The organism is Caulobacter sp. GW821-FHT10A10, from assembly GCF_059415745.1.
The window spans coordinates 103124-118372 of sequence record NZ_JBWKNV010000006.1; the positions used below are offsets into that span (position 1 = coordinate 103124).

Annotated in this window: 10 protein-coding genes; 2 read left to right on the forward strand and 8 right to left on the reverse strand. The window is 68.2% G+C overall.

All coding sequences use genetic code 11. From position 1 onward, the window contains the following. On the forward strand, nt 1-2784 hold the full coding sequence (locus AC07NS_RS16955; RefSeq protein ID WP_494605076.1) for a M14 family metallopeptidase: 2784 nt from the start codon (nt 1-3) through the stop codon (nt 2782-2784). A 282-nt stretch (nt 2785-3066) separates the two neighbouring features. Here AC07NS_RS16955 and AC07NS_RS16960 read toward each other — a convergent pair whose 3' ends face one another. From AC07NS_RS16960 to AC07NS_RS16990, 7 genes are all read right to left on the reverse strand, one after another. Further along, the gene (locus AC07NS_RS16960; RefSeq protein WP_494605078.1) at nt 3067-4173 is read right to left on the reverse strand and encodes a PfkB family carbohydrate kinase; all 1107 of its coding nucleotides are present in this window, start codon (nt 4171-4173) and stop codon (nt 3067-3069) included. Then, nucleotides 4173-4847 (reverse strand): bifunctional 4-hydroxy-2-oxoglutarate aldolase/2-dehydro-3-deoxy-phosphogluconate aldolase, encoded by a 675-nt coding sequence (locus tag AC07NS_RS16965; RefSeq protein ID WP_494605080.1) that lies wholly within the window; start codon nt 4845-4847, stop codon nt 4173-4175. The genes AC07NS_RS16960 and AC07NS_RS16965 overlap by 1 nt, the downstream gene beginning before the upstream one ends. Nucleotides 4848-5281: 434 nt before the next feature. Then, complete coding sequence (gene ppc, locus AC07NS_RS16970) at nt 5282-8008, reverse strand: phosphoenolpyruvate carboxylase (protein ID WP_494605082.1); 2727 nt, start codon at nt 8006-8008, stop codon at nt 5282-5284. A 281-nt stretch (nt 8009-8289) separates the two neighbouring features. Further along, nucleotides 8290-9048 (reverse strand): 2-dehydro-3-deoxy-D-gluconate 5-dehydrogenase KduD, encoded by a 759-nt coding sequence (gene kduD, locus AC07NS_RS16975; protein WP_487291008.1) that lies wholly within the window; start codon nt 9046-9048, stop codon nt 8290-8292. Nucleotides 9049-9206: 158 nt separating this feature from the next. Then, nucleotides 9207-10049, reverse strand: a complete 843-nt coding sequence (gene kduI, locus AC07NS_RS16980) for a 5-dehydro-4-deoxy-D-glucuronate isomerase (protein WP_110120129.1) — start codon at nt 10047-10049, stop codon at nt 9207-9209. 25 nt (nt 10050-10074) lie between these two features. Continuing rightward, nucleotides 10075-11529: a glucuronate isomerase gene (uxaC, locus tag AC07NS_RS16985; RefSeq protein WP_494605084.1), complete on the reverse strand. Its 1455-nt coding sequence runs from the start codon at nt 11527-11529 to the stop codon at nt 10075-10077. A 105-nt stretch (nt 11530-11634) separates the two neighbouring features. Then, on the reverse strand, nt 11635-12717 hold the full coding sequence (locus tag AC07NS_RS16990; RefSeq protein ID WP_494605086.1) for a LacI family DNA-binding transcriptional regulator: 1083 nt from the start codon (nt 12715-12717) through the stop codon (nt 11635-11637). A 157-nt stretch (nt 12718-12874) separates the two neighbouring features. Between AC07NS_RS16990 and AC07NS_RS16995 the strand changes: the two genes are divergently transcribed. Then, complete coding sequence (locus AC07NS_RS16995; RefSeq protein WP_494605088.1) at nt 12875-14383, forward strand: UxaA family hydrolase; 1509 nt, start codon at nt 12875-12877, stop codon at nt 14381-14383. A gap of 175 nt (nt 14384-14558) precedes the next feature. Here the strand turns inward: AC07NS_RS16995 and AC07NS_RS17000 are convergent, their stop codons facing one another. Beyond that, complete coding sequence (locus AC07NS_RS17000; protein WP_494605090.1) at nt 14559-15149, reverse strand: TetR/AcrR family transcriptional regulator; 591 nt, start codon at nt 15147-15149, stop codon at nt 14559-14561. Between the last annotated feature and the right edge of the window lie 100 nt (nt 15150-15249).

The following is a 15249-nucleotide window of genomic DNA, read 5'->3' on the forward strand; positions in this document are numbered from 1 at the left end:
ATGGGGAGTGCGATGACGCGACACGTAGCGATGGCCGGGGCCGCCCTGGCGCTGGTGATGACATTCGGCGGCCAGGCCGCCTATTCCGCCGAGATCACCCCGCCCGCCCAGGCCTTCGCCCAGGATCCCGGTAGCGACTACTTCCTGGCCGACTACACCGCCTACGAGGCCTATCTGAAGACCCTGGCCGGGCAGTCCGACCGCATGAAGCTGGTCGACATCGGCAAGTCCGAGGAAGGCCGCACCCAGTGGGTGGCCATCGTCTCCTCGCCCGCCAACCTGGCCAAGCTGGACGAATACAAGGCCGTCGCCCGCAAGCTGGCGCGCGGCGAGGTCACCCGCGAGGAGGCCGAGAAGCTGGCCGCCACGGGCAAGGCCGTGGTCTGGATCGACGCCGGCATGCACGCCACCGAGACCGTGACCTCGCAGGGCCAGATCCAGGTGCTCTACCGGATGCTGACCAAGACCGATCCGGAAACGATGCGCATCCTCGACGACGTCATCGTGCTGTTCGGCCACGACAATCCAGACGGCATGGAGCTGGTCTCGGACTGGTACATGCGCAACGCCGACCCGCAGAAGCGCGAGTTCAACTCGATCCCGCGCCTGTACCAGAAGTACGTCGGCCACGATAACAACCGCGACAGCTTCATGTCGCAGATGTCCGAGACCACCAACGTCAACAAGGTGCTGTTCCGCGACTGGTATCCGCAGATCATCTACAACCAGCACCAGCCGGCCCCGAACGGCATGGTGGTGTTCGTTCCGCCGTTCCGCGACCCGTTCAACTACAACTACGACCCACTGGTCATGACCTCGCTGCAGGAAGTCGGCATGGCCATGCACAGCCGCCTGGTGGCCGAGGACAAGCCGGGCTCGGGCGCCCGCAGCGCCGCCCCCTACTCGACCTGGCACAACGGCATGGAACGCTCCATCGCCTATTTCCACAACGCCGTGGGCCTGCTGACCGAGATCACCGGCGGCCCGACGCCGATGCCGCTGAACCTGGTGCCCGAGGTGCAGCTGCCCAACGGCGACCGCCCGATGCCCGCCCCGCCCCAGACCTGGCACCTGGCCCAGACGGTCGAATACCAGTGGAGCCTGGACCGCGCGGTGATGGACTACGCCTCGCGCAACCGCGAGCGCATGCTGTTCAACATCTGGAAGATGGCCAGCAACTCGATCGCCAAGGGTTCGAAGGACAGCTGGACGACCACCCCCACCGAGATCGACGACCTGAAGGAAGCCGGCGCCAAGGTGAAGTTCGAGGGCAAGGTCACCGGTTCGGCCACCTCGGCCGCCGTCGATCCTTCGCTCTACAAGACCATCCTGCAGGCGCCGGAGAAGCGTGATCCGCGCGGCTACATCCTGACCGCCGACCAGGCCGACAAGCCGACCGTGGTCGCGTTCCTCAACGCCCTGATCAAGGCCGGCGTCGACGTCGACGAGGCGACCAAGCCGTTCACCGTCGAAGGCAAGACCTATCCGGCCGGCTCCTACGTGGTGAAGACCGCCCAGGCCTATCGCCCGCACGTCCTCGACATGTTCGAGCCGCAGGACCACCCGCACGACGCCGAGTATCCGGGCGGCCCGCCCAAGGCGCCCTACGACGTCACGGGCTACACCCTTGCCTACCAGATGGGGATCAAGTTCGACCGCGTGCTCGACGGCTTCGACGGGCCGTTCCAGCGCGTGCCCGACCTGATCGCCGTCAAGCCGGGCGCCGTGAAGGGCTCGGGCAAGGCCGGCTGGCTGATCGACCACGCCCCCAACAACGCCTTCACCCTGACCAATCGCCTGCTGAAGGCCGGCGCCCAGGTCTCGTGGCTGAAGGACGGCGCCAAGGCCGGCAAGCAGAGCTTCGCGGCCGGGGCCATCTGGGTCCCCTACTCGCCCGCCGCCGCGACCGTGATCGCCGACGGCGTCAAGGAACTGGGGATCGACGCCTGGGCGACGGGGTCCAAGCCCTCGGGCAAGGCCATCGCCCTGAAGCCGATCCGCGTCGGCCTGGTCGACGTCTACGGCGGTTCGATGCCCTCGGGCTGGAACCGCTGGATGTTCGAGAAGTTCGAGGCCCCCTTCCAGGTCGTCTACCCGCAGCGCCTGGACGCCGGAGACCTGGCCAAGGACTTCGACGTGCTGGTGTTCGCCGACGGCGTGGTGCCCGCGCCCGCCGGCGGCCCGTTCCGCGCCGGCCGCGGCTATCCGCAGCCCAAGCCCGAAGAGATCCCGGCCGAATACCGTTCGTGGCTGGGCACGGTGACCGACGAGACCACCCTGCCGCAGCTGGAGGCCTTCGCCGAGCAAGGCGGCACGGTGATCGCCATCGGCGCCTCCACGCGTCTGGCCACCGCCTTCGGCGCGCCGGTCGAGGTGGCCACGGCCAAGAGCGAGGGCGGCAAGCTGGTGGGCCTGTCGACCAAGGAGCTCTACATCCCCGGCTCGGTGCTGCGGGCCAAGGTCGACGTCACCCAGCCGCTGGCCTACGGCATCCCGGCGGACGTGGACATCTTCTACGACCGCTCGCCGACCTTCACCCTGAAGTCGGACGCCAAGGGCGTGTCGAAGGTCTCGTGGTTCGACAGCGCCAAGCCCCTGCGCAGCGGCTGGGCCGTCGGCCAGGACCGCTTGAAGGACACCACGGCGATCCTCGACGTCGACGTGGGCAAGGGCAAGCTGTTCGTCATGGGCCCCGAAATCACCCAGCGGGCGCAGTCGTACGGGACGTTCAAGTTCCTGTTCAACGGCCTGCTGTACGGGCCGGCGGTGAGCGCGGGGAAGTAATCCCAACCACCGTAAAACCCCCGCGAAAGCGGGGACCCAGGTGTTTTACCGTCGAGCGCCACGCGTGTCGGAAAAAGCCTGGGTCCCCGCTTTCGCGGGGATTTTACGGGTGATGATATGGAAAAGCCCCGGTCGCAGGACCGGGGCTTTTCTTATGGGGAAAGACCCCCTCAGTCGCTCCGCGACAGCTCCCCCAGAGGGGGAGCATCTACTTGGCGCGGCGCTTCCAGATCCTCCCCCTCTGGGGGAGGTGGCCCGGAGGGCCGGAGGGGGTCTTCGACGTCAGCGAATAACCCGAGCCCCGGCGCCCTGCACCAGGGCCTCGACCTCCTTCAGGCGCACCATCGAGGTGTCGCCGGGGGTGGTCATGGCCAGGGCCGCGTGAGCCGCGCCGTAGTCGACGGCGGCCTGGGGTCCCAGGTTCTCCATCAGGGCGTAGGCCAGGCCCGAGGCGAAGCCGTCGCCGCCGCCGATGCGGTCGTAGATGGCCAGGCCGTCGCGCATCGGAGCCTCGTAGAAGGCCCCGTCGGCCCACAGGATGGCGCCGAAGTCGTTGACGCTGGCCGAGCGCACGGCCCGCAGGGTGGTGGCCAGGACCTTCAGGTTCGGGAAGGCCTTCACCGCCTGCGGGGCCAGGGTCTTGAAGTTGGCTGGGTCGGTGGGGGCCAGCCCCTTCACCAGACCGTCGATCTCCATACCGAGGCAGACCACGAAGTCATGGTCGTTGCCGATCATCACGTCGGTCATGGCGGCGATCTTGCGGTTCAGGGCCTGGGCGGCGTCGAGGCCGCCGCGGTCCTTCCACAGCGAGGCGCGGTAGTTCTGGTCGAACGACACGATCACGCCGTGCTTCTTGGCGACCTCCAGGGCCTCCAGCACCACCTCGCCGGTGTTGGACGCGAGAGCCGTGAACACGCCGCCGGTATGGAACCAGCGCACGCCTTCCTCGCCGAACAGCCGCTCCCAGTCGATCTCGCCCGGACGCAGCTGCGAGGCGGCCGAGTTGGCGCGGTCGGAAACGCCCAGGGCCGGACGCACACCGAAGCCGCGCTCGGTGAAGTTCAGGCCGACCCGGGTGTTGCGCCCCAGGCCATCGAACGGCCGCCAGACGACGTGGGACATGTCCACCCCGCCCTGGCCGATCAGGTCCTGGACCAGCCAGCCGAGATCGCTGTCGGGCAGCGCGGTGGCGATGGTGGACCGCTTGCCCCAGCACTTGCTCATGCCGCGGGCGAAATTGTACTCGCCGCCGCCTTCCCAGACCTGGAACTGGCGGGCGTTGCGCACCCGCCCGTCGCCGGGATCGAGCCTCAGCATCACCTCGCCGAGGGCCGCGCAGTCCCAGCGGGTCTCCGACGCCGGGCGAAGCTTAAGGATCGGATCGCTCATCAGGCCTTGCCGCGCACCTTGCCGATCAGGTCGACCGTCTCGCGCACCTTCTTGGAGATGCCGGCGTAGTCCTTGGCGTCGAGGGCTTCCTGGGTGATCAGCTTGGAACCCATGCCGGCGGCGACGATGCCCGCGCCGAACCACTTCTTGATCGAGGCCTCGTCCGGATCGACGCCACCCGTCGGCATGATCTTGGTCCAGGGCATCGGGCCCATCACGGCCTTGATGAAGTCCGGGCCGCCGACCGACGAGCCGGGGAACACCTTGACGATCTCGCAGCCCAGTTCCTGGGCGTAGGAGATCTCGGTCGCCGAGCCGCAGCCGGGGCTGTAGGGGATCATGCGGCGATTGCAGAGCTTGGCGACGTCGGCGTTGACGATCGGGCTGACCATGAACTTGGCGCCGTTGGCGATGTAGAGGCCGGCGGTCGGCGCATCGACGATCGAGCCGACGCCCATGATCACGCGCGGATCGGCCGAGGCGAAGTGCTTGGTGACTTCGTAGAAGACGTTGGCGGCGAAGTCGCCGCGGTTGGTGAACTCGATGCAGGGCGCGCCGCCGTCGGCGCAGGCCTGGATGACGTTCTTACAGATCTCGACGTCCGGGTGGTAGAACACCGGCACCACGCCCTGGGTCTCAAGGGCTTGCAGCACCGCCATACGGTTCTTCAGCATTCTCGTACTCCTCCCGGAAGGGACGTTCTTGCGCGATGCGCCGCTGAGCGCCCCGCGCGTGGAAGATCTGTTCGGCGATCCCTTAGCCCGCGCGCGCGGCTTGCGCCACAGGCCGAGGCTGCCGCCACGTCAATTTCAGCCGCCCTGCCCCCATGGGCTGGAGACCGGTAAAATGAAGGGCGTCGAGCCGAAGCTCGACGCCCTGGGAAAGTTTGCGCAGGAGCGAACTCAAAGAGCCGCAGGACGCCCGGTCACGCGAGGCGGACCAAAACGTCATGACACCGGTATCAAATCGAGCCCCGCTCGCGTTGTCACCGGTGTCATGAACAGATAAGCGCAGTTTCGGCATTTGAGCAAGCCTGTAGAAAACGCTGGGCGCGGTTCCTGGATTTTTTGACGGGCGCGCCGAATTAACCGGCGCGCCCTGCCCTGGATCAGCCCGTATTGCGCAGGCCGGCGGCGATGCCGGCCACGGTCAGCTGGATGGCCAAGCGCACGTCCTCGGCCTGCTCGCCGCCGCGACGGCGGGCCAGCAGCTCCAGCTGCAGGTGGTTCAGCGGGTCGACCGAGTGGCCGGCCAGGGCCACCGACTCGGCCAGCTCCGGCTGGTTGTCGAGCAGGCTGGAACCGTTGCGGATGGAAAGAGCGATGGTCTGGGCCGCGTCGTGCTCGCGCTTGATGGTCTCGAAGATCCGCTGGGCGTTGTCCTGGTCGGGCGACAAGGCGACGTAGCGGGCGGCGATGCCCATGTGGCTCTGGGCCAGCGCCAGTTCCATGTTCGACAGCAGCGAGGCGAAGAAGTCGAAGCCGCCGGCCAGGTCCTGCAGCTGGCCGGTCGAAAGGCCCGCGCGCTCGACGCCCGAGGCGAAGCCGTACCAGCCCGGCAGCATGAAGCGGGCCTGCGACCAGCTGAACACCCACGGAATCGCGCGGAGATCCTCGATCTTGCGGCTGGCGGTGCGCGAGGCGGGGCGGCTGCCGATGTTCAGGCCGACGATCTCGCCGATCGGGGTGGCCGACCAGAAGAAGTCCTCGAAGGCCGGATCGTCGTAAACGAGCGCGCGGTAACCCTCGAACGAGGCCTGGGCCAAGGCGGTCATCGCGCCCTCGACCTTGGGGTCGGGACGGTGGGCCGGGCGCTGGCTGGACTGCACCACCGCGGCGGCCAAGCCGTCGAGGTTGCGGCGGGCCGTGGGCTGGTCGCCGAAGCGGCGAGCGATCATCTCGCCCTGCTCGGTCATGCGGATGCGGCCCTGGACGGTGCCGGCCGGCTGGGCCAGCACAGCCTCGGCGGCCGGTCCCCCGCCCCGCCCGACGCTGCCGCCGCGGCCGTGGAACAGCTGGATGCCCACGCCCATGCGATCAGCCTCGAACGCCAGGGCCGAGGCCCCGCGCGCCACGCCTCGACGGGAGGCGACATAGCCGCCGTCCTTGTTGCTGTCGGAGTAGCCGAGCATGATCTCCTGCACCGGGCGGTCGCCCAGGATGGTGCGGCTGATCGGCAGCTCCAGCCACTGGCGCAGCACGCGCGGACCGTTCTCCAGGTCCTCGATGGTCTCGAACAGCGGGGCGATCTTCAGCGACGAGCGCGGGGCGGCGCCGCCCCAGACCAGGCCGACCTGCTTGAGCAGGACGAGCGGCTCGAGGATGTCCGACAGGGTGGCCGACTTGGAGATGATGTAGGCGCCGATGCAGGCGTGGCCGTAGTCGCGCACGGCCTGGGCCGCGGCTTCCATCGTCGCTAGCTCCTTGGCCGTCTCCTCGCTGTAGGCGGTGAACGGCGAAACCAGCGGCCGCTGGTGCGACAGCTCTTCGATCAGCAGGGCCGAGCGGGCTTCTTCGTCGAGATCCAGATAGCGCACGCCGGTGCCGGCCCGGCGGTAGAGCTCGTCGATCGTGCGCTCGTGGACGTCGGCGTTCTGGCGCAGGTCCAGGCTCATCAGGTGGAAGCCGCAGGCCTTGGCGACGGCCACCAGGGTGCGCAGGGCCGAACCGACCAGACGCTCGCCGCCGCTGGCTTCCAGCGAGTCGATGATGATCTGCAGGTCGGCGACGAAGGCGTCGGGATGGTCGTAGGGCGCCACGTCGGTGCGGCTGGTGGCGTAGGCCACCCACTGGTTGGTCAGCTTCTGCGACACGGCCGTCAGGCGGTCGAAGATCAGCTCCAGGGCCAGGCGGTAGGGCTCGTCCAGGCGATGCACCGACGGATCCTTGGCCTGGGAGGCCAGGTTCAGCAGCTCTTGCGAGACAGGCGTGTAGGCGGTCGAGACGGCGAGGTTCGACCACAGCTTGCGCACCTCGCCGGCGTACCAGTCGAGGATCACCCGGGACTGCGACGAGAGGGCCAGCTTCAGGGTGTCGCCGTTGACGCCGGGGTGGCCGTCGCGGTCGCCGCCCAGCCACGAGCCCATCTTCAGCAGCGGGGCGATATGGCCATGGCTGCCGACCTTGCCCGACCATTCCTCGTAGAGGTCCACCAGGGCCGGCAGGATCGAGGTGCGGACGATCGACAGGGCGTTGCGGATCTCGTCCTTCACGGTGATCCGCTCGGGCCGGTAGAGGCGCGTGCGCCACATCAGGGCGATCTCGCGGAACAGGCGCTCGCGGATGTCGGCTTCCAGGTCGGCCGGCAGGTGGTGGCGGCGCAGGCTCATCAGGCGCGAGATCTCGGTCTCGCGGTCCACCATGCTGCGGCGGCGCACTTCGGTCGGGTGGGCGGTCAGCACCGGCACCACGTTCATGGCGGCGAACACCTTGGCCAGCTCGGCGTCGGTCTTGCCCTCGGCCTTCAGGGCCGCGACGGCGTCGACCAGGGTGCGGGCGCGCTGGTCGCCCGGCTGGGCGTCGGCCTCGGCGTGGCGGCGGCGGCCGGCGACGTCCTCGCCGATATTGGCCAGCAGCGAGTGGCTGGCGAAGGCGCGGGCCAGGAAGATGGCCTGATCGTTGGAGAGGTCGGCGAACAGATGGTCGAGGCCGGGCGCGTCGCCCTCGGCGGTCTCGTGCGAGGCGGCCTTGCGGGCCTTGCTGACGAGGCCGGCGGCCTCCTCCCCTTCCAGATAGCCGATCGCCTCGATCAGCAGGTCGCCCAGCAGATTGGCGTTTCGCCGGACATCACGGCTGGTGGGTCGGTCAGAGCCGAGGGAGAGGGCCGAGTCGCGCATGCGCATGCTCCATCACCGCCGCGAGGAGGAGCGGCGGATCGTCAGGACTGTAAGAACTGATCTAACGGTTCTCGCGTCCAACCCGGCCCGGACGAACGCTGTGCGGGCTCTAGCGCCCTTCGTCGCCGGGGGGAAGCGGGACCACGCAATGGTTGCGCTACCATCGTTTATCGGCGCGTATTTTGTGCGGGGCGGCGCGTCGTTTCGCCCCGGAACGGAAAATCCCCGCGAAGTCGCCTTCGCGGGGATCAAACGTTCGGTCGTCCCGAAGGCTGTAGGGCTTAACGGGCCAGCCAGCCGCCGTCGACCGGCAGGGTGACGCCCTGGATATAGTCGGCGGCCGAGGAGGCCAGGAACACGGCGGCGCCGCCCAGGTCCTCCGGACGGCCCCAGCGGCCGGCCGGGATGCGGGCCAGGATCGAGGCGTTGCGGTCGGCGTCGGCGCGCAGGGCCTCGGTGTTGTTGGTGTCGAAATAGCCCGGCGCGATGGCGTTGACGTTGATGCCCTTGGTCGCCCACTCGTTGGCCAGGATCTTGGTCAGGCCGGCCAGGCCCGACTTGGCGGCCGTGTAGGACGGCACGCGGATGCCGCCCTGGAACGACAGCAAGGAGGCGATGTTGATCACCTTGGCGCCCGTGCCTTGGGCCAGGGCCTGCTTGGCGAAGGCCTGGGTGAGGAAGAAGACGACCTTCAGGTTGGTGTCGATCACCGCGTCCCAGTCGGCTTCGGAGAATTCGATCGAGTCGGCGCGGCGGATGATGCCGGCGTTGTTGACCAGGATGTCGACCTTGCCGAGGGCGGCGACGGTCTCGTCGACCACGCGCTGGACCGGCTCGATGGTCGAGAAATCGGCCTTGATCGACACGAACTTGCGGCCCAGGGCCTCGACGGCGGCCTTGGTCTCGGTCGGTTCGCTGCGGCCCGCGGCGGCGATGTCGGCGCCGGCTTGAGCGAGCGCGATGGCGATCCCCTGCCCGATGCCGGTGTTGGCGCCGGTGACGAGCGCGACCTTGCCTTCGAGGCTGAACGGATTGGCCATTTTATCTGCTTCCTGATCCCAATTTGTCGTCATCCCGGACGGCCGAAAGGCCGATCCGGGACCCAGGGGCCGGCGCATTGCGGCGGCTTCTGGGTCCCGGCTCTACGCTGCGCTTCGGCCGGGATGACGGCCGAAGGAACGCGGGAGGCGTGTTACGCCTACTTCAGCTGGCAGATGTCCAGCACGTTCATGTCGGTGTAGTCGAGGTTCTCGCCGCCCATCGCCCAGATGAAGGTGTAGTTGGCGGTGCCCGAGCCCATATGGATCGACCACGGCGGGCTCATGACGGCCTCTTCGTTGGCGATCACGATGTGACGCATCTCGTCCGGCTCGCCCATGTAGTGGAACACGCGGTCGTTCTCGCCCAGGCCGAAGTAGAAATAGGCTTCCGAGCGGCGGTCGTGCAGGTGGGGCGGCATGGTGTTCCAGACGCTGCCCGGCTTCAGCACGGTCATGCCCAGCAGCAGCTGGGCCGACTTGCAGGTGGTCGGCACGATGTACTGGTAGATGGTGCGCTCGTTCGAGGTTTCGAGAGCGCCGCGCTCCAGCGGGATGGCGTCGGCGAAGGCCAGCTTCTTGGTCTCGAACGCGGCGTGGGCCGGCAGGCTGACCAGGTAGAAGCGAGCCGCTTCGCCGCCCGTGCCTTCGAAGGTCACTTCCTTGGCGCCCATGGTGACGTAGAGGCCGTCACGCGGAACGATGTCGTAGACGACGCCGTCGACGGTGATCTTGCCGGTGGTCTCGCCGACATTGATCACGCCCAGCTCGCGGCGCTCCAGGAACGGGTGGCCGGCGGCCGAGGCCGGCTCGGTCTGGTCGGGCAGCTTCACGGCGCCCACGGCGACCACGCCGCCGACGACGAAGCGTTCGGCGTGGTTGTAGTTGAGGACGACTTCGCCTTCGACGAAGAGGTCCTGCATCAGGTAGCGATCGCGCAGGTCGTCGTTGCTGACCGCGAACATCATGTCCGGATGGGTGGCGTGGTAGGTCTTGGCGAACATCGAGTTTACTCCGGAAGTGGTGTTCTTATTCGGCGGCGAGCGCCGGGGCCGGGAGAGGCCGCGGCTGATCGAGCTTGTAGGCCTTCTTAGGCAGATTGTACGTCAGGTCTACGATGAGCTCCTGAGCTTCCACCAGATCCATGCGGTGCTCGCTCACCATGCGCGCCAGGAAGGCGCTGTCGACCCGGCGGGCGACATCGTGGCGGGCGGGGATCGAGAGAAAGGCGCGGGTGTCGTCGTTGAAGCCGACGGTGTTGTAGAAGCCGGCGGTCTCGGTGACCTGCTCGCGGAAGCGCATCATGCCTTCCGGGCTGTCGTGGAACCACCAGGAGGGGCCGAGCTTCAGCGTGGGATAGTGGCCGGCCAGCGGGGCCAGTTCGCGGCTGTAGGTCGTCTCGTCCAGGGTGAACAGGATGATCGACAGGCGCGGGTCATTGCCCAGGCGGGTCAGCAGGGGTTTGAGCGCATCCACGTACTCGGTGCGCATCGGGATGTCGGCGCCCTTGTCGCGGCCGTGGCTGTCCAGCAGGCCGACATTGTGGTTGCGGTGCGAGCCGGGGTGGATCTGCATCACCAGGCCGTCCTCGAGGCTCATCTTGGCCATCTCGGTCAGCATCTGGGCGCGGAACAGCTCGGCCTTGGCCGGCGTGACATTGCCCTTCACCAGGTCGGCGAACAGGGCTTCGGTCTCGGCTTCCGACAGGTCGGCGGTGGCGGCGGTCGGGTGGCCGTGGTCGGACGAGGTGGCGCCGGCCTCGATGAAGGCCGCCCGGCGGATGCGGTGGGCTTCGAGATAGCCCTTCCAGCTGTAGACGTCCTGGCCCGAGATCTCGGCGAAGCGTTCGAAGGCGCGCGAGCTGCGCTCGTCCTCGAAGTCGATGACCGCGTCGGGGCGATAGGCGGTGATGACGTGGCCGCCCCAGCCGCTCTCGCGGATCGCCTTGTGGTGCTTCAGCGGATCATGCGGGCCCTCGGTGGTGGCCAGGGTCTCGATGTTGAAGCGATCGAACAGAGCGCGCGGGCGGAAGGCGTCGGTCGCCAGGGCCTCGTTGATGCCGTCGAAATAGGCGTCGGCGTTGTCCTCGCCGAGGAACTCGGTGAAGCCGAACACCTTGGAGAACACGTGGTTCAGCCAGATCCACGACGGCGTGCCGCGGAAGAGGTGGAAGTTCTGGGCGAAGACCTTCCAGGCCGCGCGCGGGTCGGTGGCCGGCACGCCCGACTTGCGGGGCACCTTCAGGTCGTCCAGCGCCACGCCCTGGCTGTAGAGCATGCGGAAGACGTAGTGGTCGGGCGCCAGCAACAGGTCGGTGGCGTCGCGGAACGGCTCGTTGGTCGCGAACCAGGCCGGATCAGTGTGGCCGTGCGGGCTGATGATCGGCAGGGCCGCGACGGTGGAATAGAGCTCGCGGGCGATGCCGCGCACGGTCGGATCGGCCGGGAACAGGCGATCGTCGTGCAAGATCAGGGGGCGGGCCATGGCGTGTCTCCTCGTCCCTTCGCCGAAGGCCGCTGACGGGCCGTTTCGCGGCGCTTGGTAACCGGTGTCAGAGTTTGGTGCAAGGTGCAGGGCGCGGCGCGCACCCTACACTTTCTTCGGTTGGGCGGAAGACTCGCGGACCACCAGATAGGGGATCGTGGTCGCCGGATCCCCCGGCTCCTTGCCTTCGCGGGCGATCAGCTTCTCGGCGGCCATGCGGCCCACCTCCCTGGTCGGGATGTGGATCGTGGTCAGCGGCGGCCAGACGGCCTGGGCGATCTGGAAGTCGTCGAAGCCGACCACGGTCAGGTCTTCGGGCACCGTCAGGCCGGCGCGGCGGGCGGCCTGCAGCACCCCGGCGGCCATTTCGTCGTTGCCGGCGAAGATGGCGGTCGGGCGCGGGGTCTTGGCCAGCAGGGCCTCGCCGGCGGCCAGGCCCGATTCGAAGGTGTAGGCGCCCTGCACCACATAGTCGGCATCGAGCTTGAGGCCGGCCGCCGCCAGGGCGTCCTCGAAGCCCCCTCGCCGCTCGTGCGAGGAGCGGAAGCTGGGCAGGCCGGTGATGAAGCCGATGCGCTCGTGGCCCAGGCCCACCAGGTGCTCGCCCATGGCCTGGGCGCCCAGCCGGTCGTGGCCGACGATCATGTGCTCTTCCTCGTCCAGCGGGACCGAGGCGATGCGGATGTATTCGCAGCCGATGTCGCGCAGCAGGTCGGCGACGCGCTCATCTTCGGAAACCGACGGCGGCAGGATCACCCCGAACAGCTTCTGCCGCTCGATGAACATCCGCACGTCCTGCAGGAAGGTCGGGCTGGAGCGGTCGCACGGGTGGACCACCAGTTCGAAGCCCGAGCCGCGCATGCCGTCCAGCAGGCCCAGCTGCATGTTGACGACGTACTGCGGATTGGGGTTGTCGTAGATCATGCCGATCAGGAACGAGCGGCGGAACGCCAGGCCGCGGGCCTGGGGATCGGGGGCGTAGCCCCACTCGGCGATCACCGCCTCGATCCGCTGGCGGGTTTCCTCGCGGACGAACGGCGACTGGTTGATGACCCGCGAGACGGTCTTTTTGGAGACCCCGGCCAGGCGGGCGATGTCGTTGATAGTGGCGCGGCGGCGGCCGCTTTCCAGCGCGGCGTTCACATCCGTGTCGTCGGCGGACTTGTTTGGCGTCTTAGACGAGGTCACGGCGTTTCCATGCAGTGGTTTTCTTTTTTGTCATACTCCAGCGCCTGGAGCGTCGCCAATCAAGCGGCAAAAAGCGCGCTGGCGAAGCTCTTGACACCGGTTTCCACTCCCTTAGGACCGGATGGCAGCACAAAAAGTCGCAAAGACAAAGACCCAGATGAGCGAAACAGCCTCCCTCCCCGGCGAATCGATCCACGGCGTCGACCCGCGCGACCACGTCGCCACCGCCTTGCGCCCCCTCACGGCCGGCGAAACCGTCGACCTGCACGGCCAGTCGATCCTGGTGCGGAGCGACATCCCCAAGGGCCACAAGATCGCCGTCCGCGCCGCCGCGCAAGGCGAAGACGTCCTGAAGTACGGCTGGCCGATCGGCCGGGCGACCGCCGACATCGCCGTCGGCGACCATGTGCATGTCCATAACGTCGAGACCCGCCTCGAAGGCGTCGAGGGCTACGCCTACGCGCCCGCCGCCTCGGACAACACAGAAGTGGTCGGCGAGCGCAGCTTCCTGGGCTATCGCCGCAAGAACGGCCGGGTCGGCACCCGCAACGAGATCTGGGTGCTGTGCACCGTCGGCTGCGTGGCCAACACCGCCCGCCGCATCGCCGAGAAGGCCAACGCCCGCTTCGCCGGCCGCGTCGATGGCGTCTTCGCCTTCCCCCATCCGTTCGGCTGCTCGCAGCTGGGCGATGATCTCTCCCACACCCGCCAGCTGATCGCTGGCCTAGCCGCCCATCCCAACGCCGGCGGCGTGCTGATCCTGGGGCTGGGCTGCGAGAACAACCAGCTGAAGGCCCTGCTCGACAGCGCCCCCGACCTCGATCCCGCGCGCCTGCGCTCGTTCACCACCCAGTTCGTCGAGGACGAGTACGAACAGGGCCTGGAAGCCATCGAGGAACTGGTCGCCATCGCCGAGCAGGACCGCCGCGAGCCGGCGCCGATCTCCGAACTGGTGGTGGGCCTGAAGTGCGGCGGCTCGGACGGCTTCTCGGGCGTCACCGCCAACCCGCTGGTCGGCCGCATCGCCGACAAGGTGGCCGCCGCCGGTGGCACGCCGGTGCTGACCGAGATCCCCGAGGTGTTCGGGGCCGAGAACGTGCTGCTGCAGCGCGCCGCGAGCCGAGAGATCTTCGACGAGGCCGTCGCGGTGATCGACGACTTCAAGCGCTACTTCATCGACAACCACCAGCCCATCTACGAGAACCCCTCGCCCGGCAACATCGCCGGCGGCATCACCACCCTGGAGGAGAAGTCCCTGGGCGCGGTGCAGAAGGGTGGCCGCGCGCCGCTGGTCGAGGTGCTGCGCTATGGCGAGCGGGTCGGCCCCCACGGCCTGACCTTGCTGGAAGCGCCGGGCAACGACGCGGTGTCGTCCACCGCCCTGACGGCGGCGGGCGCCACGGTGATCCTGTTCACCACCGGCCGCGGCACGCCGCTGGGCTTCCCCGCCCCGACGCTGAAGATCGCCTCCAACAGCGCCCTGGCGGCCCGCAAGCCGTCGTGGATCGACTTCGACGCCGGGGTGGTGCTGGACGGCCAGACCATGGACCAGGCCGCCGACTCCCTGCTCGACCTGGTGGTCGCCACCGCCTCGGGCCAGGAGACCAAGGCCGAGCGCAACGGCGAGCGCGAGATCGCCATCTGGAAGTCGGGCGTTACGCTCTAGGGCGGATCGACGTTCAAGAACGCGAGCTATTTTTACCGAGCATCCCCGCGAAGGCGGGGACCCTAGCCGAGTCTGCGGATAGCCCACGGCCGCGCCCCATCCTGAGCAACAGCTTGGGTCCCCGCCTTCGCGGGGAACGACGGAATTGGGGCGAGCAGGTTAGCGACGCTCCGTCCTAAGCGGCGCCCCGCGCCGCCAGCCCCCGCAGGGCCAGGCGCGCCGCTTCGCGCAGTTCCGCCGCGCTCGCCCCGCCGCGCGCGGCGACCTTCAGGCCCGAGCGCAAGGTCAGCAGCATCCGGGCCGCCGCCTGCACGTCCAGCCCCGCGTCGAACGCGCCGGCGGCGATCCCACCCTGCACGCGGTCGGCGAAGGCGGCGACGACGGCGGGGGCGGCCTCGTCATTGATGGCGTTGACCTCCGGGTCCGAGCGGCTGAACTCGACGATCGAGCCGACGCCCAGGCAGCCGCTTTCCAGTTCATCGGAAGACCCGAGCCCGACTAGCAGCGCGGCCTCGACAGCCTCGGCCGCCTGGTCGTGGGACGCGAGCGCCTGGACCATCTGCTCCAGCGAACCGGCGGCGTAGCGGCGCAAGGCTTCCAGGAACAGGCGGCGCTTGTCGCCGAACGCCCCGTAGAGGCTCTGGCGGCCAATGCCCATGCCTTCGATCAGGTCGCTGGTCGAGGCAGCCTCGTAGCCGTGGCGCGCGAACACCCTGATCGCGCTGGCGATCGCCTCGTCCCGGTCGAATTCAGAAGGCCTGGCCATGATCGCATCCTAGCGATCTTGATCGATCAGTCCAGAATTATTCTTGACTGATCGATCCCGAATGCGCAGTTGTTATGGACTAATCAGTCCATAATGGAAC

Coding starts and splice junctions, on each gene's coding strand:
- uxaC (WP_494605084.1), bottom strand. CDS start 11,529: ATGGCCCGCCCCCTGATCTTGCACGACGATCGCCTGTTCCCGGCCGAT.
- AC07NS_RS17000 (WP_494605090.1), bottom strand. CDS start 15,149: ATGGCCAGGCCTTCTGAATTCGACCGGGACGAGGCGATCGCCAGCGCG.
- AC07NS_RS16995 (WP_494605088.1), top strand. CDS start 12,875: ATGAGCGAAACAGCCTCCCTCCCCGGCGAATCGATCCACGGCGTCGAC.
- ppc (WP_494605082.1), bottom strand. CDS start 8,008: ATGCGCGACTCGGCCCTCTCCCTCGGCTCTGACCGACCCACCAGCCGT.
- AC07NS_RS16955 (WP_494605076.1), top strand. CDS start 1: ATGGGGAGTGCGATGACGCGACACGTAGCGATGGCCGGGGCCGCCCTG.
- AC07NS_RS16960 (WP_494605078.1), bottom strand. CDS start 4,173: ATGAGCGATCCGATCCTTAAGCTTCGCCCGGCGTCGGAGACCCGCTGG.
- kduI (WP_110120129.1), bottom strand. CDS start 10,049: ATGTTCGCCAAGACCTACCACGCCACCCATCCGGACATGATGTTCGCG.
- kduD (WP_487291008.1), bottom strand. CDS start 9,048: ATGGCCAATCCGTTCAGCCTCGAAGGCAAGGTCGCGCTCGTCACCGGC.
- AC07NS_RS16965 (WP_494605080.1), bottom strand. CDS start 4,847: ATGCTGAAGAACCGTATGGCGGTGCTGCAAGCCCTTGAGACCCAGGGC.